The organism is Enterococcus sp. AZ015 (assembly GCF_050499225.1).
GTDB lineage: Bacteria > Bacillota > Bacilli > Lactobacillales > Enterococcaceae > Enterococcus_D > Enterococcus_D entomosocium.
In genome coordinates, this window is the sequence record NZ_JBMHEX010000001.1 from 3,196,319 (window position 1) to 3,214,524 (window position 18,206).

Here is an 18,206-nt window from a genome sequence, read left to right on the forward strand (position 1 = left end):
TTTCCGAAAAAACAAGATGGAACCAAATTGCCTCGCTCCATCTTCTCTTCATTCGCTATAAATTCGTTTTAATTGTAAAATCTCTGCATTCATGGCTTTGTAATCGCCTCGCAGATAATATTTTTTGACCTCTTGCAGCATACTCAACAATGCGTACCAATAAATCTTTTCGATCACTTCGCTGCTGCTGTGGATACCATAGCGCACGAGCCAATGAGACCAGCCAGATAATGGCACATAGTGACCTAAAATAGTGCCGATATCGATTGCCGGATCTGCAAACATCACGGAATCCCAATCGACTAAATACAAATAGTTTTGACAAACTAGCCAATTTCGATAATTGACATCGCCATGGACGACCGCGGCTTTCTGCTCGTCAAAAGCTGGAATATTGGTTTTTAAATACTCGGTGACCAAATGAATAAAACGGTTTTGGGCGACCGCAGAAGGCAGCTGATCCTGATAATCCATCAGCATCTGTTCAGGCGATCTGACTTGTCCGCCGATTTTGCTTAGCATCTGTGCCAACGTTTTTGAATGATGCAAGTGATACAACACATCAATGACATCATTTCTTTGGCCGATTTCATCGGGATCTAAGACCCGTCCATCCAGCCATTCTTGTGCGGAGAGCGTATCCCCATTTCCCGTCCGTTTCGTCCAGACGAGTTTGGGTGCAATGCCCTCTTTAGAGAGTGCCGCAAGCATCGGGGTCGTATTTCGTTTGATAAAGACTTTGTCGTTGTCCTTGAGCCCGATATAGGCTTTCCCGGTGTCGCCTTTGATTGGCCGCATACGCCAATCTTGATCCAAGCGAATATCCATCCTAGCTTCTCTCCTTATTTCGCAGTACCTCTTATTCTAGCTTCCTAATGGGTCGCCGTCAAGCGCATATGCGTTCGCTTTTTGTAAGAGAGGCCACTTGTGGATCAGGCGTGCATTTTCTTTAATCGCCCTGGCAAGTAGATGCCTAAAAAAAGACCCGCAAACCCTAAGAAGCCAAGAAACGCGATACCGCCTTGCCAAACAAAAGGCAAGCGCAAGCAACAGATCACACCGAAAAGAACTGCGGTCACCAGTAAGAGTGCCCCAAGAATTTTTTTGATCGCTGCGGCTTTTTGTTTTTCTGGCACGGGATACAGATGTGTCAAAACCATGTATTGAAACTCATTGATCAAAGGAATCAGTTGGAAACCGATCAGATAAAGAAACAAGCAGCCGATCAGCAGACTGATCCAAAGCTCATCGACAAAGAATAAGACGAACCCACCAATCAAAGTCAAACGGACATAAAGCCCGCCATATTGCCCCCCACGGATCACTCGGCGCAAGTAAAGATAGAGGTACGTATTGCTGTGCACTGGTTTGATCTTTGCCAGCAGCCAGTCGAGGTATTTGCGCCGTTTGGCTTCCGTCGTGATTTGGGGAACATCTGTAAATAAGTTGATAAAACGATAGATACGCATTAAGCGCGACTGTTCGGCTTGGATCATATAGTCCCAATCCAAAAGCTGGCTATTGGCTTTCAGTCCAAAGAGGAACCAGATTGCTTGGAGGATGCTGATCCCCAATCCTAGCCAAGGTGCTACATAAATACTGGCAAGTGTGGCAGCAAACGTACTTGCGAACCAGATGCCTCGCTGCTGTTTGACTTGCTGCTGAGTTTCTTGATACAAACGAATCCGTTGTAGTGAAAGATCCCCCAGTTTTAAGAGCCACATCATCCCTAAAAAGTATGGGAATGAGGCAAAGGTGCTGTTTGCTGTGACCACGACCAAAGGCATCGTTGCCCCTACGGTTAAAAATAAAACCCCAAAGGGCAGCCAGAGGGAATAACGTAACGCTTGGCTGAGATAACTTGTCATTTGTCCTTCTTTGGCTAACAGAAAAATCAAATCTGCCGGTTTCGTCAGTGTCGCTAAGCGTCCCAGCGGTAAAACAAAGAGCCAAACAGCGACCACGATGATGCCGCCTAATGGAAACGGCCGCGGCAATGTTTTTAGCAATTCAGAATAATAGAGCCCCAGACCTCCGACTAAGAAGGTGCTGATCAAAGCAAAATGATCATTGAAGACATAGCGCAAATAGCGTGTCATCTGTTTTTGATGCCGCTGTAAGCGTTGCGAGAAAAACTGCTTCATGCTTGACTCTCCTTTGTCAGTTCGAGGTACAGATCATCAAGGGAGGCTTCTGGTGCTTGAAATTGGCTTCTTAGTTCCGCCAGTGTCCCTTGTGCGCGGATCTCACCGTTATGCAAGAGGATGAATTTGTCACAATACTTCTCTGCGGTTGCTAAAATGTGGGTGGACATCAAAATAGATGCCCCGGTTTGTTTCATCTCATTCATCAGTTCCAATAACGCATTGATCGCTAAAGGATCTAATCCTAGAAAGGGTTCATCAATGATGTAGACACTCGGCTCAATCAAAAAGGCACACAGTACCATGACTTTTTGTTTCATCCCTTTTGAAAAGTTTGCCGGGAACCAATCGAGTTTGTTTTCTAAGCGAAAGGTTTTTAGCAGGCGTTCTGCTCGCTTCATGGCTTCTTCTTGTGGAAGATCGTAGGCCATCGCTGTCACTTCAATGTGCTCTCTTAAGGTCAATTCTTCATATAAAGATGGGGTTTCGGGAATATACCCGATTTGTTTGCGGTATTGCTCTGGGTTTTCTTTAAGGGTCAAGCCGTCGATCGTGATGGTGCCGCTATGAGGTTGCAGTAAACCGATGATTTCTTTGATCGTCGTACTCTTCCCTGCCCCGTTCAAGCCGATCAAGCCAACGAGCTCCCCATCGCCGATCGTAAAATCAATATTTTTTAAGACTGGCAGCTGATTATAGCCGCCTGTCACGTTTGCTACTTGTAAAGTCATTTTTTCCCTCCGATTCGCCTGATTATGGCTCTTTGTCAACGTAGGCTCTTTTTGTTCAATTCAGTCAGCTGGCAAAACAGTTGTTTATTTTTCTTTATTCGTGACTTGCAGGATAAATTCATTTTCTCCCACTGTAATGATTTCTTGTGCTAGTTCTTGGCTGCCAAAGCGCTCTTGCCACGTTTGTGCTTCGCTGGCTGGAAAGACGACCATTTGGATGGCACCAGCGGCAAGACGGGTGGTAAAGGCTTGGACAGCGGCTGGTTCGGCATAAGAAACCAGGCTGATCCGCAGCTCTTCTTTTTGATACCTTTGGTCTATTGCCCATGCTTCAACGGCTGCTTCCAATTCACTTTGCACCGCAGGGTCCATTGCTGTTTCAGTGACAATGGCGGCATTGACTACTTCTTCTTGCGGACGTGTCAGAGAATAAGTGATTGAACCAGCAAACACCACAAACAGCGTGATCGCGATCAACCACTCTTTATAGGCATAGGCTAAGTATCGAAGCTTCGCTGAAGTCGTTGTTTTTTTCTGTAAGGTTTCTTTAATGATCGGTTTCATAGGTTCCTTCTTTCCAAATGATTTCTGATATTAAGTCTAGGGTTGTTGGAATCTAAATGCAAGCGTTTCTCGCTTGCTTTTCGCATTTCTTTAAAAAAGCGCCTTTGTTGAAGGAACAGTTGCCTTGTTCCGACTTTTTCAAAGAGGAAACCAGACGAAAAAAAGCAAAATATGGTAAAGTAGAGGTAATAGATCAAGGAGGTTTTTTACAATGGAAAATTGTATTTTTTGTAAAATCAATAATCGTGAGATTCCTAGCTACAAAGTCTACGAGGATGAGCAAGTCTCTGCCTTTTTAGATATTTCCCAAGTCACCCCTGGTCATACATTGGTCATTCCCAAAACGCATGTGACGGATATTTTCGAGTACGATGAAACGTTGGCAGCAGCGGTTTTTGCCCGTATCCCTAAGATTGCTCGGGCGATCGAAAAAGCATTCCCTGAGATCGAAGGCTTAAATATCATCAACAACAATAAAGAATTGGCGTACCAATCCGTCTTCCATTCCCATGTCCATTTGATTCCTCGCTACAGCAAAGACGATGATTTCAAGATCCATTTTGGCAATCATGCAGAGAATTACACGGGGGAAGAGCTGGCGGCAATCGCCGAAAAAATTGGAAAGCAGGTGAACTAAATGATCGGTAATTTTCTTAAAGGACTTTTGTTCGGTTCCATCGCCGGCGGTTTAGGCGGTTTGCTTTTTGCACCAAAAAGCGGCAATGAAACCCGTGAAGAATTGATTCGCTATTTAGATGACACGACAGAAGCGACCTTAGAATTCAATGACAGTGTCAAACAGCTCAAAGATGCTGTGATGGTAACCCGCAAAACGATCGACGAAACGATCCCAGTTGTGACCGAATCTTTCACGAAAGATTTGGAAGCCTTCAAATTCCAAGCACAACCGCGCCTTGCTCGGATAAAAACCCAAATGGAACAATTGAATCAGCACATCACGACGATTCAAGCCCAAAGCGCCGAGGATGACAAACAAATCGAAAATTTGTAGTTTTTATGAATTTTGTTTGAAACATCCGCTGTTTTCTTTCCAACCATTTCTAGAAGTGGTATAGTAGGTGCAGTGATTATTATGAATCTTTTTAGAATTAGGAGTGCTTAAACGAATGAAGAAAAAATTAATTTTAGTAGCAGTCAGTGCAATGAGTCTTTTTGCATTAGCGGCTTGTGGTAACTCAAGTGAGGAAATCGCAACAATGAAGGGCGGTAAAATCACTGTTCAAGATTTTTATGACCAAGCAAAAACAAGTTCAGAAAATCAACAAGCGTTGCGTCAAATGATCGTCTTAAAAGTGTTTGATGAAAAATACGGTGATGACGTAACAGAAGAAATGATCGACGAACAATTCAATAATGTGGCTGAACAATATGGCGGCAGTGATTCCTTTGAATCAACATTGACTGCCTCTGGTTATACGGTGAAATCTTACCGTGCAGAATTGAAACAACAACTTGCGTTACGTGAAGGCTTAAAAGCCAACATGGATATCACTGATGAAGACATGAAAACTGCTTGGGATTCTTTCCACCCTGAAGTAGAAGCACAAATCATCAAAGTAGCAAGTGAAGATGATGCCAAAGACGTCTTAGAAGAAGCGAAAAAAGATGATGCAGACTTTGGCGAAATCGCTAAAGAAAAATCAACGGATGCGGCAACAAAAGAAGATGGCGGAACGATCAAATTCGATTCTACTTCATCAGCTGTACCAAGTGAAGTAAAAACAGCCGCTTTTGATTTAAAAGATGGTGAAATCTCTGAAGTGATCTCTGCAACCAACACGTCAACTTACACGACGGAATACTATATCGTGAAAATGGTGAAAAACCAAGACAAAGGCAATGATATGGATAAATACAAAGATGAATTGACTGAAATTGCTCAAAACACTTTGTTGAATGATTCAACCTTTATGGCAGCAACGATCGGTCAAGAATTGCAAGCAGCTAATGTGAAAATGAAAGACTCTGACTTAGCAGACTTGCTTTCTGATTACATCACAGCGGCTGAAACAGAAGATTCAACTGCTGACTCTTCTGCTACCGATGCAACGGACAGCTCAGCGGCAGATACTTCTGCTACTGATGCAACCGATGATTCTACTGCAACGAGTGAAAGTGCTACAGATTCTTCTGCTGAATAAATGAAAAAAGAAGTGCCGTCGTAACGGCGCTTCTTTTTTTATGCTAATTAGGTTAATATTGCCGATTCAGCTACTTTTTCCAACATCTGAAAAACCACGCTAAGCAAGCCTAGCGTGGTTTTTTGTTCTTTCCGTCATTCACTTTGGTTGATCGTGCTACAAGGTCACCGCTACACTTCTTTCGGTACATAAAAACTCCGATTGTCCATGCCAAAAATTCGGTCTGTGTATTGACCAGGTTCCGTTAAACGAATCGACGTCAGCATCATTTGCATGGAAGCATCCAAATTATCGATTTGATGGAGGATCTCCGCTTCCATTATGCGGGGGCGAACAGGTGACCCATATTCTAATAAGCCATGGTGGGCTAAAACCATATGCCGCAAAACAACGATATCTTCTTCTTTGTCATCAAATTTCAAAGCCATACAGGCTTGCGTGATTTCTTCATCCACTAAGACCAAATGCCCTACTAGATTCCCCGCCAAGGTATACTCTGTCGTCATCGGACCTGTCAACTCGATCACTTTTCCTAAATCATGCAAAATGATACCCGCATACAGTAGTGAAGCATTCAATTCAGGGTACTCTTTGACGATTGCTTTTCCTAACCGCAGCATAGTGGTCGTATGATACGCCAATCCACTGGCGAAGGCATGGTGATTGCGCTTCGCAGCTGGAAAGTCAAAGAATTCCTTTTTATACTTGTTCAGTAAGAAACGGACGATTCGATTCCAGTGAGGATTCGTGATCTCAAACAAGGTTTGACTGATTTCTTCTTCCATCTCTTCTTTTCGCAAGGGTGCTTTTTCCATGTATTGGCTTGGTTCATGGGGCTCTTCCGGTTTCGCTAAACGCAAATGCATGATTTTGACTTGCGGATTGCCTTGGTAGACCTCCCGTTTTCCATCTAGCAGTACTACTTTCCCGGGTTCAAAACGGGCGATTTCTTCATCTGATGCATCCCAGAACTTTCCGTCGATCGTGCCGGATGTATCTTGAAAGGTGAAGGCAATAAATTTTTTGCCGTTTTTCGCGATCCGCACATCGGCATTCTTGATCAGCAAGAAAAGTTGAAACGTTTCATCAACAGTTAATTCACGAATTTTTTTCATGGGCTTATTTGGCCGATCAGCCAAATCTTTCACTTCCTTTACTCAGATCCTGGATAGGCTGCTGGTACTTCTGATAATAGCTTACCATTTCTTGGTCAGAAGACAAACAAATTACTTGATAACTTTGCCCAAACTCTTTTAACAGTGCGGCAAACCGTTCCTTACGAACACTATCATAATGCAGCCAACCATCATCAATAATGATTGGACACAATGGGTGATTTTTTTGCAGTGCTAGATAACCGAAGCGTAACGCCATGATTAACTGATCCTTCGTGCCTGTGGACAGGTCGATGATCGAAAACGTCTCGCTGGCATTTGCCGCTACCAACAAGCCATTTTCCAAAAGAATCTTTTGATAACGTCCGTTTGATAGCTGTTCAAAATAGGTTGAAGCAGCCGACAATAGCTGCGGCAATTGCTGTTCTGACAACTCGGTCGTGACATCCGTTAAAATCGAAGCCGCCAACTGACGACTCCCCCATGCCACAGCAAGTTCTTCAATGACCGCCTTTAGCTCACTTTCTTCTTGATAAAGCTGATTCAAGGTGCCATTTTTTTGACTAGCTGCTGCTTCTAATTCCAAACGCTGTTTTTGCTCCGTCAACTGCTGTATTTGTGCCTGAAGCTGTGTTTGCTGCTGCTTGATCTGGTCTTTTTGCTGCAGCAATTCTGCTTGCGTCACTGGTTTAGGATAAATCGGTGTTAACATCACCGCCAATTCTTCTGCTCGCTGCTGCGTGCGTTGCGCCGCTTCCCATTGCTTCAACCAGAGGCTGATTTCTGCAGGGTGATCTAAGCCTTGTTGCTGCAAGAGATCACTGGCCTGGGAAAGCAGCTGGTCGCGTTCATTGCGGGTGCGGGTCAACTGTTGGGCCAGCAGCGTGCTAGGTTGTTGCAGTCGTGAAAGCTTGATTGTTTGCATCTCTTCATGAAATTTCTGCAAAATCGCTGCTTTTTCTAACAAGGTTTTGTTTTGCAACGGCAGCCACTCAGCATAAGGTCGGAACTGCTCATCAAAGGGTGCCAGTTCTTCTGCGACGGCTTGCCGTTCTTGATAGGCTTGTTTGCGCTGCTGTGAGTAGGCTTGATAACTAGCAACATCTTCATCATAGGCCAATAGATACGACTGCCAGCTTTCCACCGGCAAATTACCAAAAAAGGGTGTCAGGGCTTGGTGGGCACGATCGATCTGCTGCTGCTTTTGCTGCTGTTCATTTCCCAGCTGCGCCAACTCTTCTCCCAGCAGATCCAGCTGCATGAGAACCGTCTGCCATTCCTGTTTGATGCCTTGCTGTTTGTTTGGCGCTGCTTTCATCAACGGCAAAACACTGCCAATGATCGCTGCGATCCCTACACCTAGAGCAAGCCAGCGCCACGGACTCGGCAAAAAGATACCGATCACTACTAGCAGCCCACCGACGATCCCTAGCGGCCATAGCGGGCGAGAAACCGGCTTGCGGCCAATCAATTGAGGATGCTGCTGTTCTAAGCGAGCTGCGGTGGCTTGCAAAGGCTGCGCTTTTTCTTCTAAACGCATCATGCGCTTTTCGAGCTCTTCTAACTGCACACGTTCTTGTAGTAAACGTGTGGTTTGTTCATGGATCGAAGCCGTTACTAGCGGCGGCGATTCTCTGCTCCATTGGCGCTTTTCGACCAAGCGATTCAGCTCCGTGATGGCGACGGCTTCTTGATGATTGGCCGCTGCTTCACGATCTGCCAAACGCGCCATCGTCACTTGCTGCTGCAGCAAGTGATTGATTTGGTGCTCGTGATCAAGGTAAAAGAAATACTTATCTGATTCTTTTCCTTGCTCCAACTGATCTAATTCAGCTTCTTTTTTGCGAATTTCTTCCGTCAGCTGCTGATACTGCTGATAAAACTGTTTGATGGCTTGGACTTGCTGAGGATCGGCTAACGTATCTGCTGGTGCCATTTGCTGCCACTCTTCATAAAGCCCCCAATGACTCAGCTGCTGCTGATTTTCCTGATAGGCTTCATTCAATGCTTGAAACTGGTGTCGCAAGTCTTGGATCTGTTCTTGCAACTGGGCGATCTGCTGATACTGCTGTTGGATGCGGCTTTCTTCGCTTTCTTTTTCCGCAATCGTTTTTTGCAGTTTTTCTAATTGTTTTAACGCCTGATTCAAAGGCAGCTTTTGCCCCCGTGGCTTGTATTGCTGCTGATTGATGGTTTCATATTGTGCCACTTGCTGCAGCATTTTTTGACTGCCGCTGATTCCCAGAGAAATCAACGCTTGGTGCAGCTCATTTTCTTCTAGCTTATCGATCTGGGTCAATTGCTCTTGCTGAAAGGTAAAGACATCGAAGAACAATGCTCGATTGAGGGGCTGCAGGTGTTGTGCCAGCCATTGCTCATCGACCGTCTGACCAGCGACATGGACTTTGGCACGACCGCGGTCTACATGCCGATAGCGTTCCACGATCACTTCGCCGAAGGGTTCCAGAGCCAACCATAACTTGCCACCGTAAGCTGCACCGTTTTTGGGGGTATAGTCTTTTTTCTTGGCTGTCTTTTTCGGAAAGCCAAATAAGATGGCGGCAATAAATTGATACAACGTCGATTTTCCGATCTCGTTGTGCCCAAAGAGCAGCTGATTTTGCGGATGAAAGGCAAAGCTTTGTTCATGGTATTTCCCAAAACCGGTAATCTCTGCTTTTAAAATTCTCATGACTGCTCCTCCCATTGAAAGTCGTCTTTCAACAATTGCTTGGCTTGCTGCAAGACTTCTTCTTGAAATGATTCATGGGTGATCCCCCGCTGGATAAGCGGATGCTGCAATAGATCGGACAGTCGGTCCGCAAAGATCTCTGGTGACTCATACATCGCTAAAAACTGCAGCATATAGTCTTGTGGTACCGCCAATGCGATCTTGTCTTCATTGGCTTGCTCGACTTCAAGGGCATAGATTACTTGCAGCGGCTCTGTTTGTGCCAACCGTTCATTGAGGTAGGTCAGCCATTCATTTTTTTCCGCAGCTGGAAACCAATCTGGCGGCAGCTGCTGCACATCGGTCAACACCAGATGCAGCAAGCGCGAACGAGGACTTTTTAAGCGCTCGATGATCGCTGGCAATACGGCATTCGAGGCGGTCACATCCGCTAAGGAGACCACTTGCTTTTGCCAAGCGATTTCCGCGATCTCCAAGCGCTCGATTGTTGGTCCTTGTGGCGATAATTCTGCCAAAATCACCCCAGTCGCCTGCTCTTTCTTGGTCTTTCCTTGAGGCGTACCGGGATAGAGGATCGGTGGTTGCTCTGAGAGCGTCTTAGGTACATGGATGTGCCCCAAGCCCCAATAATCATAGCCTTTTTGCTTCATTTCACTGATTGAAAAGGGGGCATACCGTTCACCGGCTTGATCCCCGTGGTAAAGCCCAATATGATAATCCACCGCTGCTCTTGCGGGAAATTCTGTTACTTTATTTTCAGCGATCCAAGGATGTTGGTAGCTAAATCCACTGATTGCATAGGTTTCACCGTTTTTCGTTGTTCCTTGTACCGTTTGAACTTCTTCCGATGAAAAGAGAATGACGTTTTCTGGAAAAGCAAACCAATACCGTTGCGGATCATAATAATCATGGTTGCCGAAAATCATATAGACTGGGATCTCTGCTTCTCCCAGTCGTTGCAGTTGGGTAAAAAAGTCATGCTGCACTTTTAGACTCGGCCGTGCTTGATGGAATGTATCCCCAGCCAGCAAAACAAAATCGACCGCTTTTTCTAAAGCAACATCCACCAAATTACGGATGATTTTTTGATTGATAGCAGGGAGTTGGGTCTTCACTTTTTCAGATAACAGATGGACCCCTTCAAATGACCGGTCGATATGCAGGTCTGCACTATGTAAAAATCGCATTTCTTTCTCCCTCCTTAATGCTTCTATCATAACATTTATCAGTCATTTCGTCAGTAAAATACGAAAATTTGTTCGCCTTTTTCATAAAAAAAACCAAAGAAGCGCTTTTGAAACTTCTTTGGAAACGACTCTTGCAGTTGCAGCCGGTTTCTCTGAAGTTTCACTTGCTTCTTTGGTCTTTGTTTGTTGGCGATTACGCTTCGTATAGATCTCTTACAGGACCCATGATGATGCGGTTCAAGTCATTGGCCACTAAACTGAAGGCTTGCTCTTTTTGCATCAAGTCAGAAACGATGCCGTCTTGTTGAATTTTTTGCGATAATTCTTGGGCTTTTTGCGCTTCTTCTTCCGTCATTTCTTCGCCAGCCATCATTTTTTGTTGCAGGCTTTGTTGCAACTCTTGAAACTCTTTGAATAACGCGTACGCTTCTTCATTTGCTTTCAAACGGTCGAAAGAACCTTTCAGATCTTGAAATTGTTCTGACTCCCGTAATTCACGTTCTAATTGGTTTGCTGTATCATAAATATTTGCCATTTTGACGCCTCCTCTTTTTTTCTAGTATACCATTCTTCTCAGGTTCTAGACTAGCAGTTGCCTAATTCCTTTAATTTCCACTAATGGAATTCCACAAGCCGCCAAACAATTCTTTCGTTCCTTCTTTGATCTTGCTGCCGAATTCCTTCATACCTTCTTTGGCGCTTTCGGCAAAGTCATCGATGGTTTGTTGCCAATCATTGCTATTTTGTGACGTACTGCTATCAGGATCTGGTACCTCATCGGCTGCCATTAATTTTCCGCCTGTCCAATAAGCGTCTGCAACTTGGAATTGGGTGCCTTGACTATAAGGCAGTAAGCTTTCGGCCTCTGCTTTAAATATTTTCCCAACAACTTGTCCGCTAGTTCCCGTTAAGTAATGATCTTCACTCACATGTTCAAATCCTAGCCAGGTTGACAGAACCATATCAGGAGTATAGCCGACGATCCATTGGTCATTGACCTTAGAAGCATCAAAGTTGGTCTCTGTCGTACCCGTCTTACCGGCGATCGTAAAGCCGTACGGACTAGCACTAACCCCCGTCCCGTTAGAGAAGGTTCCTAGCATCATGCTCGTCATTTTATCAGCGGTCTCTTTAGAAATCACGCGTTTGCCTTGCACAGACGTATTGTCAACGATCACGGCACCAGTTGAATCAACGATTTTGGTGATCAAATGCGGTTTGTAGTAATACCCGCCATTAGCGAAAACGCCATACGCTGCTGCCATCGTCATTGGAGATTCCCCTTTTTCCAAACCACCTAATGCTAAGCCATAATATTTGTCGGATTCGGTCAAGGAAAGACCGAATTCTTGTGCTTTGCTATACCCGCGATCTAAGCCGATCTCATGCAGCAGCCAAACTGCTGGCAGATTCAAACTTTGGGCGAGGGCTTGGTACATGACTGCTTCGCCAGCATAGGTCCCGTCAAAGTTTTGAGCATCATAAAAATCAAGGGGCTCGTCTTTCAGGACACTGTCCGGTTCAAACCCAGCTTCTAGGGCAGGGGCGAAGACGCTGATCGGTTTGATCGTGGAACCTGGTGAACGTTTCATTTGCGTGGCAAAATTAAATCCTCTAAAGACGTGCTCACCACGACGACCCACCACCGCTTGCACCCCACCGGTATTCGGATCAAGTGCAACAGAGCCAGATTGCACCATCGTGCCATCAGCGGCATTTTCAGGGAACAAGGCATCGTTTTTATAGGCAGCTTCCATTTGTGCTTGGTAGTTTTGATCCAGGGCTGTATAGATCTTGTAGCCGCGATTCATGACATCATCGGCGTCCAACCCATAGGATTCGGCTTCGTCGATGACCGCATCGAAATAATAAGGATACTTATAGCCAGATTCTGAATTGCCAAATCCATCATAAAGTAAATTGGCTAAGGCAACTTGTGATTCTTGGTCAGCAACGGACTGGTCCAACTTGCCGTTATCCACCATCAAACTCAAGACGGTGTCGCGACGGTTCGTGGCGTTTTCCAGATTGTCGATCGGGTTATAGATCGAAGGACCTTTGAGCATCCCCACCAAAGTCGCAGCTTCTCCCACGCTTAGTTCAGAAGCATTGACACCGAAATATTTTAGCGAGGCATCTTGAATGCCCCAAACCCCGTTACCGAAATAGGAACTGTTCAAATACATTTCTAAAATCTCATCTTTAGAATATTTCTTCTCGATCTCGATCGCTAAGAAAAGCTCCTTGGCTTTTCGACTAAAGGTTTGATCCAAGGACAGATAGGCATTTTTAGCAAGCTGCTGGGTGATGGTACTTCCCCCACCGCCTTCGGCACTGCGGTTGACCAGCATACGTAGGGCTGCCCGAGCGATCCCTTTGATATCAAACCCGTGGTGATTATAGAAGTTGCGGTCTTCAGTTGAGATCAAGGCGTTGACCACATCACTGGAGATGGCATCAAGAGAAACGTACGTGCCTTTTTGCGAGTACAACTGCCCTGCTTCATCACCATTGGCATCAAAAATCACCGTCGATTCTTTCAGACCTGACTCTAATTCACTGACTTTCGTATTTTTGGCGATATAAAATAAATACCCGCTCATGATTAAGATAGCAACTAAACTAAGTAAAATAAAAATTTTATTTACGTGGTATTTTTTCCAAACCCGCTTGCGCCATTGATGAAATTGCTGCAAATACGGTTTTAACCAGCGCCAAAAGGTCAGCCAACCGGTCTTTATTTTGTGAAGGATGTGTTTCCAATCCATTACTTCACGCTCCTTTGGTTAAGTGTAGCATAAATGACTTTCTTTGTTATACGGCTCTAGACGTAATTTCATTCGAAAAGAATGCTTTATTATTCTAGCATTGAATACTCTGTTTTTTATTGTTTTTTTTATAAGAAAAGCTTAAAGATGCTATAATAGTCGGTAGCGAATAGCAAAGAAAGGACGTTATTATGGAATACACCATGACTTTACCCGAAAATCACCCGCCCATGCCGCTTCGCGATTTGTTGGAACAGGAGTGGCTCGTTCCACGAAAAGTGCGCCATTTTCTGCGCACACGGAAAAATGTGGCCGTCAATCAGCAGCCCGCGATGTTTCATCAAGAAGTTCGTGGCGGCGATCAAATCACTTTGATCATTGAAGACAGTGATTACAGCTACCAGCCGATCCAGTTAGGCCAAGCGGACAAAGTCGACGTACTTTTTGAAGATGAACACTTATTGGTGCTGAACAAGCCTGCCGGGGTCAAGACGCACCCAAATCAGCCATTAGAAGCCGATACTCTGTTGAATGATGCAGCTGCTTACCTTGCGCCGAAACAGCAGCAGTCTTATGTGGTCCATCGTCTAGACAAAGAAACCAGCGGTGTGGTTTTATTTGCAAAAAATCCTTTGGTGTTGCCGATCTTGGGCCGAATGCTGGAAAACAAACAGATTTTCCGTCGCTATCAAGCCACTGTTTTGGGGAAACTTACGCAAGATCAAACGATCGCCAAAAAAATCGGTCGTGACCGTCACGATCGTCGCAAGCGGATCATTGACTCCCGCAACGGTCAGTCAGCCGTCACCCATGTAACCATCGCCCACGCCCAACAAAAGACAACCAATGTGTATTGTGTGTTAGAAACTGGTAGGACCCACCAAATTCGCGTCCACCTTGCCAGCATCGGTCATCCAGTCGTTGGCGACCCGCTTTACCAAAACAAACCAGCGCCACGTTTGCTGCTGCATGGCTACGAATTGCATCTAGAGCATCCTTTTACCAAAGAACAGTTAGTGATCATCGCTCAACCGGGCTTGTGGTAAGCAACCAAAAAGCATGACGACTTGAGGAATCCCTCTTGTCAGTCATGCTTTTTGGTTTCAGATGATTTTCTCCATGCTTCTACTTGGTATTTTGGTTTATAGCGGTAAGTAAGCTGCTGGATCAACGAAATCTGACCACAACGTCTTACTCAGTCCAAAGTGCAGATGGACGCCTGTCGAATTTCCAGTCGTCCCCATCGTACCGACTTGGTCGCCGACTGCAACGGTCGCCCCCTTTGAGACACTGACAGCTGTTAAATGAAAATAATACGAGTAAAAGCCATTATTGTGAGCCAAAATCACGTAATTTCCAGTGCTTGGGCCATAGCCAGCATCTTCTACCTGTCCATCACGAGCGGCGACGATCTTCTCCCCCGCTTGACCTGTGAAGTCGATCCCGTCATGCTGCGTCCCTGAAAAACCAGTCGGGTCTGCTCGAGTACCAAAACCGCTGGAGATCGACACGGAGCCAGTGATTGGCAGTGAAAATTCACTGGCTGCCGCTTTCTCCGCTGCTTCTTTGGCTTTTTGTTTCGCTTCTTCAGCTGCTTTTGCTTCTTGCTCCACTTTTTCTTGTAGGTCTTGCACTTGGGCTTGCGTCTGCTGCAGCTGCTCTTGTTGGGACTGCAATTCTTTTTTGGCTGTTGCTAATTGTTCTTCGCTATGTACTAATTGGGCTTGCGTCAAGGTTTGGTACGAAGTGATTCGTTGTTGTTCGGCTTCTTTTTCCGCCAATTGTTGGTTCACTTCCCGTAAAGCCGCTTGTTGTTCACTAAACTTGCGTAGTTGCTGGATCGTGGCTTGCGGTCCATCGACTACCAGACTGCTTTGCGCTTGGCTTCCTTGGTGCTGGGCTTTTTGATCATTCAGTGCAGTGATCTGCGTTTGAACTTCCTTGCTTTCTTCTGCCAATTGGCTTAATTCTTCCTGATAATCCGCTAATTGACTTTCCAACGCTGTGACTTTCTGTTGGCTGGTGGTGACTTCGTCTTCATAAGAGGCTAGTTCTGTGGTCAAAACCGTCAGTTCCTCGCTGCTCTTGGTTTCAGCAGCATAACTGATAGCTGGCTGGAAAAGAGGCAACGTAAGGGCGAGCAATAAAAAAATCTTTTTCTTCAATGAGGTAACTCCTTCTTTTTTTAGTAGCTTGGCTACTTTAACATGCTTATTCATGAAAAAAAAGAGGGTTTTTCCAACAGTTTAAAGTCTATTGTTGCAAACTTTCATGTAAATCACCTATAAAACGGGCTTTTTTTACAAATATTGCAGCCGAATAACAACTTTCATAAGAATTTCTTTAGCTCGCCGATCGTCTTATCCTCGCTCTTGCAGCTTCGCCAATTCCTCAGGAGTCAATTCCCGATACTCGCCTAATGCCAAATCATCTGGCAGGGACAGGCCTCCCATGCGAATCCGTTTCAAATAAACGACTTCTTTTCCTACTGCATGGACCATCCGTTTGACTTGATGAAACTTGCCTTCATGGAGGATCAGTTTGATTTCGCTGCGCGTTTCGTCTTCATCGACGTTGAGGATCTGCAGTTCAGCCGGCAAGGTCCACTCGCCGTCTAATTTGATGCCTTTGGCAAAGGTTTTTTGATCCTCCGCTGTCATGATTCCCTCGACTTGGGCATAATATTCTTTTTCCACATGCTTCTTAGGCGACAATAATTGATGCGCCAATCCGCCATCGTTCGTAATCAGCAAAAAGCCTTCGGTGTCTTTATCCAACCGTCCTACTGGAAACAAATCTTCGCGAAACGCTTCTTCAGAAAACAAATCTAAGACCGTCTCTTCATAGGAATCGACGGTTGCCGAAATCACTCCAGCGGGTTTATTCAGCAAATAATAAAACTGGCTTTGATAGACGATGGGTTCCCCCTCAAAACAAACGGTATCTTGTGTTTCTAGTACTTGCGCTTTGTCACTCTTGATGACTTGTCCATTGACGGTCACGAGACCTTTTTTGATCAACTGTTTCACTTCTTTGCGGGAGCCATAACCCATATCCGCTAAAAACTTGTCTAAACGCATCGGTTTCTTCCTTTCATATAAAACAGCCGCCAAGGTCTCACAAAGGAGGCTCAGCGGCTGCTTCTAGTTTTATTTGATGTGTAATTTCTGGCGTAAACGAACCATTGATGAGCCGAGTAGTTTTTCAGCTAAACGCAATTTCAGCGCAATGTAGATGTACACACTGCCACCGACTCCTGCTACTAGCAAGCTCAAGATAAAGGCTTGGACTTTTCTTTCAGAGCTAAAGATAAGACCAAAGAGTTGGCGGGCGATCAACGCTGCGATCACCATAATGATCGTCATCGCGCCAATCAATAACGTCCGTCGCAACGTTAAGTTTACATTGAAATGGCCTTTGCGAATCATCTTGCGAATGTTCAGCCAGCAGACGATCCCTAAAGCAATCGTCGTGGAAACTAATGGGCCATAAACTTGGAACAACCGAATCGCTGGATACTGCAGGATCAACTTCACCAGCAACCCTACAAAGAAGAAAACAACGGCTTCTTTGTTGTGGTACATTCCTTGCAGCATACTAGAACTAAGCATAAACAAGCCCAAGACCAGACCAGACAGACAGGCAGCGACTAAAACGCTCGCTCCTAACGCATCTGGACGATAAAACAAGGTGTATAAGGGATAAGACAGCACGATCATCCCAAAGGTCGCTGGGAACATTACAAAGGAATACAATTGTAAGTTGTTGCTGATCAATTTAGCTAAGTTCTTTTTGTCTTTTTTGGCGACTGCTTCACTGATCAAAGGCAAGCCTGTTGAAGCCATGGAAGTAGCTAATCCGATAACCACCATCGTCAACTTATCAGGGTTGCTACCGAAGATCGCCATTAATTCTAAGAGCTGATCATTTGAAAATTCAGTAAAACTACTCATGATCCGCACAAAGGTGTATTGATCCACCAATTTTAAAATCGTGATCCCAGAACCAACGATAATAAAAGGGATCGCTTCTTTGATGGTCGCTAAAACCAATTCTTTGGTTTGCAACACGGTTTCTTCTTTGCTCATATCGACTAAGACGTCCATCCGCACCCGTTGCTTTTGGAAGTAATAGCCTAAAACCAAAATACTGGCTAAGACACCGATAAAGGCGGCAAAGGTCGATTGCGTCACAGCCGCCGTGTATTCGCCTTCGATAACCCGCATAATGATGAAGGTCGCCAAAAGCATATAGCAGACGCGGGCGATTTGTTCGACAACTTGCGAGATCGCAAAAGGTTTCATGTCTTGGTTTCCTTGGAAGTATCCTCGCATAACACTCATACAAGGAAAGACCAATAGTGCAATGCTCAATGAGCGCATTGCAGGAATCAATTCTTCCCCGCCACCTGAAGCCGTTGCCAACCATGGGGCTGCCAAATACATGATTCCGGCGGTCACCACGCCAAAGCCTGCCATCAATTGGAAGGCCCTTAAAAAGAGCTTCTGGCTGGTGCGGTATTCTTGGCGAGAATTATAAAAAGAAATCTGCTTGGCAATTGCCGATGGGATCCCAGCAGTTGAGATCATTAAAAATAAGGCGTAAACATTATAGCCCATCCCAAATAACGCATTTGCTTTATCGGCATTTGCCCCCATCCAATAATACCAAGGTAAAATGTAAATCGCGCCAAGCAAACGTGAACCGATATTGCCCATTGTCATCCAAGCAGATCCTTGAGCCATTTTTTCTTGTGTAGTTAATTCTTTTGACACTGAACGCATGTGATTATCCATCGCCATTATCTCCAACTTTCTACAAACATATCCCTTCCATTTTAATT

Annotated in this window: 16 protein-coding genes; 4 read left to right on the plus strand and 12 right to left on the minus strand. The window is 45.1% G+C overall.

The features are described from left to right. Positions 1-48: 48 nt before the first annotated feature. From IGK85_RS14915 to IGK85_RS14930, 4 genes are all read right to left on the minus strand, one after another. A complete protein-coding gene (locus IGK85_RS14915; RefSeq protein ID WP_005233409.1) occupies positions 49-828 on the minus strand; it encodes a phosphotransferase family protein in 780 nt (259 codons plus the stop codon). 104 nt (positions 829-932) lie between these two features. Continuing rightward, positions 933-2,144 carry an ABC transporter permease gene (locus IGK85_RS14920; RefSeq protein ID WP_008382031.1) on the minus strand — a complete coding sequence of 404 codons (1,212 nt, stop codon included), beginning with the start codon at positions 2,142-2,144 and terminating at the stop codon, positions 933-935. Further along, positions 2,141-2,875 (minus strand): ABC transporter ATP-binding protein, encoded by a 735-nt coding sequence (locus IGK85_RS14925; protein WP_008382029.1) that lies wholly within the window; start codon positions 2,873-2,875, stop codon positions 2,141-2,143. Before IGK85_RS14925 ends, IGK85_RS14920 begins: the two co-directional genes overlap by 4 nt. Before the next feature lie 84 nt (positions 2,876-2,959). Beyond that, positions 2,960-3,439, minus strand: coding sequence for a hypothetical protein (locus tag IGK85_RS14930; RefSeq protein WP_008382028.1), 480 nt, complete (start codon positions 3,437-3,439; stop codon positions 2,960-2,962). 211 nt (positions 3,440-3,650) lie between these two features. Between IGK85_RS14930 and IGK85_RS14935 the strand changes: the two genes are divergently transcribed. The 3 genes from IGK85_RS14935 (at position 3,651) to IGK85_RS14945 (ending at position 5,601) form a co-directional block, all read left to right on the plus strand. Next, positions 3,651-4,076 carry an HIT family protein gene (locus IGK85_RS14935; RefSeq protein ID WP_008382027.1) on the plus strand — a complete coding sequence of 142 codons (426 nt, stop codon included), beginning with the start codon at positions 3,651-3,653 and terminating at the stop codon, positions 4,074-4,076. Further along, positions 4,077-4,451: a YtxH domain-containing protein gene (locus IGK85_RS14940; protein WP_005227717.1), complete on the plus strand. Its 375-nt coding sequence runs from the start codon at positions 4,077-4,079 to the stop codon at positions 4,449-4,451. A gap of 115 nt (positions 4,452-4,566) precedes the next feature. Then, complete coding sequence (locus IGK85_RS14945) at positions 4,567-5,601, plus strand: peptidylprolyl isomerase (RefSeq protein ID WP_008382026.1); 1,035 nt, start codon at positions 4,567-4,569, stop codon at positions 5,599-5,601. A 170-nt stretch (positions 5,602-5,771) separates the two neighbouring features. On the opposite strand, the gene IGK85_RS14950 is transcribed toward IGK85_RS14945, so the two are convergent. The 5 genes from IGK85_RS14950 to IGK85_RS14970 all read right to left on the minus strand — a co-directional run bounded on the left by IGK85_RS14950 (position 5,772) and on the right by IGK85_RS14970 (position 13,363). Further along, positions 5,772-6,716, minus strand: a complete 945-nt coding sequence (locus IGK85_RS14950) for a 3'-5' exoribonuclease YhaM family protein (RefSeq protein WP_034872173.1) — start codon at positions 6,714-6,716, stop codon at positions 5,772-5,774. Positions 6,717-6,732: 16 nt separating this feature from the next. Continuing rightward, the gene (locus IGK85_RS14955) at positions 6,733-9,408 is read right to left on the minus strand and encodes an AAA family ATPase (protein WP_008382023.1); all 2,676 of its coding nucleotides are present in this window, start codon (positions 9,406-9,408) and stop codon (positions 6,733-6,735) included. Further along, positions 9,405-10,595, minus strand: coding sequence for a metallophosphoesterase family protein (locus tag IGK85_RS14960; RefSeq protein ID WP_008382022.1), 1,191 nt, complete (start codon positions 10,593-10,595; stop codon positions 9,405-9,407). Before IGK85_RS14960 ends, IGK85_RS14955 begins: the two co-directional genes overlap by 4 nt. 193 nt (positions 10,596-10,788) lie before the next feature. Continuing rightward, positions 10,789-11,130, minus strand: coding sequence for a YlbF family regulator (locus IGK85_RS14965; RefSeq protein ID WP_005227708.1), 342 nt, complete (start codon positions 11,128-11,130; stop codon positions 10,789-10,791). A 70-nt stretch (positions 11,131-11,200) separates the two neighbouring features. Beyond that, positions 11,201-13,363, minus strand: coding sequence for a PBP1A family penicillin-binding protein (locus tag IGK85_RS14970; RefSeq protein WP_008382020.1), 2,163 nt, complete (start codon positions 13,361-13,363; stop codon positions 11,201-11,203). A 191-nt stretch (positions 13,364-13,554) separates the two neighbouring features. On the opposite strand from IGK85_RS14970, the gene IGK85_RS14975 reads away from it, so the two are divergent. Beyond that, on the plus strand, positions 13,555-14,409 hold the full coding sequence (locus IGK85_RS14975) for an RluA family pseudouridine synthase (RefSeq protein WP_008382019.1): 855 nt from the start codon (positions 13,555-13,557) through the stop codon (positions 14,407-14,409). 96 nt (positions 14,410-14,505) lie between these two features. Here IGK85_RS14975 and IGK85_RS14980 read toward each other — a convergent pair whose 3' ends face one another. The 3 genes from IGK85_RS14980 to IGK85_RS14990 form a co-directional block, all read right to left on the minus strand. After that, the gene (locus IGK85_RS14980) at positions 14,506-15,582 is read right to left on the minus strand and encodes a peptidoglycan DD-metalloendopeptidase family protein (RefSeq protein WP_035007288.1); all 1,077 of its coding nucleotides are present in this window, start codon (positions 15,580-15,582) and stop codon (positions 14,506-14,508) included. Positions 15,583-15,723: 141 nt separating this feature from the next. Next, positions 15,724-16,443 (minus strand): pseudouridine synthase, encoded by a 720-nt coding sequence (locus IGK85_RS14985; RefSeq protein ID WP_008382017.1) that lies wholly within the window; start codon positions 16,441-16,443, stop codon positions 15,724-15,726. A gap of 69 nt (positions 16,444-16,512) precedes the next feature. After that, positions 16,513-18,159, minus strand: a complete 1,647-nt coding sequence (locus IGK85_RS14990; protein ID WP_008382016.1) for a putative polysaccharide biosynthesis protein — start codon at positions 18,157-18,159, stop codon at positions 16,513-16,515. Positions 18,160-18,206 lie beyond the last annotated feature (47 nt).

Excerpts from the sequence above, each read along its gene's own strand:
- IGK85_RS14915 (WP_005233409.1), bottom strand. The coding sequence starts at position 828 with ATGGATATTCGCTTGGATCAAGATTGGCGTATGCGGCCAATCAAAGGC.
- IGK85_RS14920 (WP_008382031.1), bottom strand. The coding sequence starts at position 2,144 with ATGAAGCAGTTTTTCTCGCAACGCTTACAGCGGCATCAAAAACAGATG.
- IGK85_RS14925 (WP_008382029.1), bottom strand. The coding sequence starts at position 2,875 with ATGACTTTACAAGTAGCAAACGTGACAGGCGGCTATAATCAGCTGCCA.
- IGK85_RS14930 (WP_008382028.1), bottom strand. The coding sequence starts at position 3,439 with ATGAAACCGATCATTAAAGAAACCTTACAGAAAAAAACAACGACTTCA.
- IGK85_RS14935 (WP_008382027.1), top strand. The coding sequence starts at position 3,651 with ATGGAAAATTGTATTTTTTGTAAAATCAATAATCGTGAGATTCCTAGC.
- IGK85_RS14940 (WP_005227717.1), top strand. The coding sequence starts at position 4,077 with ATGATCGGTAATTTTCTTAAAGGACTTTTGTTCGGTTCCATCGCCGGC.
- IGK85_RS14945 (WP_008382026.1), top strand. The coding sequence starts at position 4,567 with ATGAAGAAAAAATTAATTTTAGTAGCAGTCAGTGCAATGAGTCTTTTT.
- IGK85_RS14950 (WP_034872173.1), bottom strand. The coding sequence starts at position 6,716 with ATGAAAAAAATTCGTGAATTAACTGTTGATGAAACGTTTCAACTTTTC.
- IGK85_RS14955 (WP_008382023.1), bottom strand. The coding sequence starts at position 9,408 with ATGAGAATTTTAAAAGCAGAGATTACCGGTTTTGGGAAATACCATGAA.
- IGK85_RS14960 (WP_008382022.1), bottom strand. The coding sequence starts at position 10,595 with ATGCGATTTTTACATAGTGCAGACCTGCATATCGACCGGTCATTTGAA.
- IGK85_RS14965 (WP_005227708.1), bottom strand. The coding sequence starts at position 11,130 with ATGGCAAATATTTATGATACAGCAAACCAATTAGAACGTGAATTACGG.
- IGK85_RS14970 (WP_008382020.1), bottom strand. The coding sequence starts at position 13,363 with ATGGATTGGAAACACATCCTTCACAAAATAAAGACCGGTTGGCTGACC.
- IGK85_RS14975 (WP_008382019.1), top strand. The coding sequence starts at position 13,555 with ATGGAATACACCATGACTTTACCCGAAAATCACCCGCCCATGCCGCTT.
- IGK85_RS14980 (WP_035007288.1), bottom strand. The coding sequence starts at position 15,582 with ATGAATAAGCATGTTAAAGTAGCCAAGCTACTAAAAAAAGAAGGAGTT.
- IGK85_RS14985 (WP_008382017.1), bottom strand. The coding sequence starts at position 16,443 with ATGCGTTTAGACAAGTTTTTAGCGGATATGGGTTATGGCTCCCGCAAA.
- IGK85_RS14990 (WP_008382016.1), bottom strand. The coding sequence starts at position 18,159 with ATGGATAATCACATGCGTTCAGTGTCAAAAGAATTAACTACACAAGAA.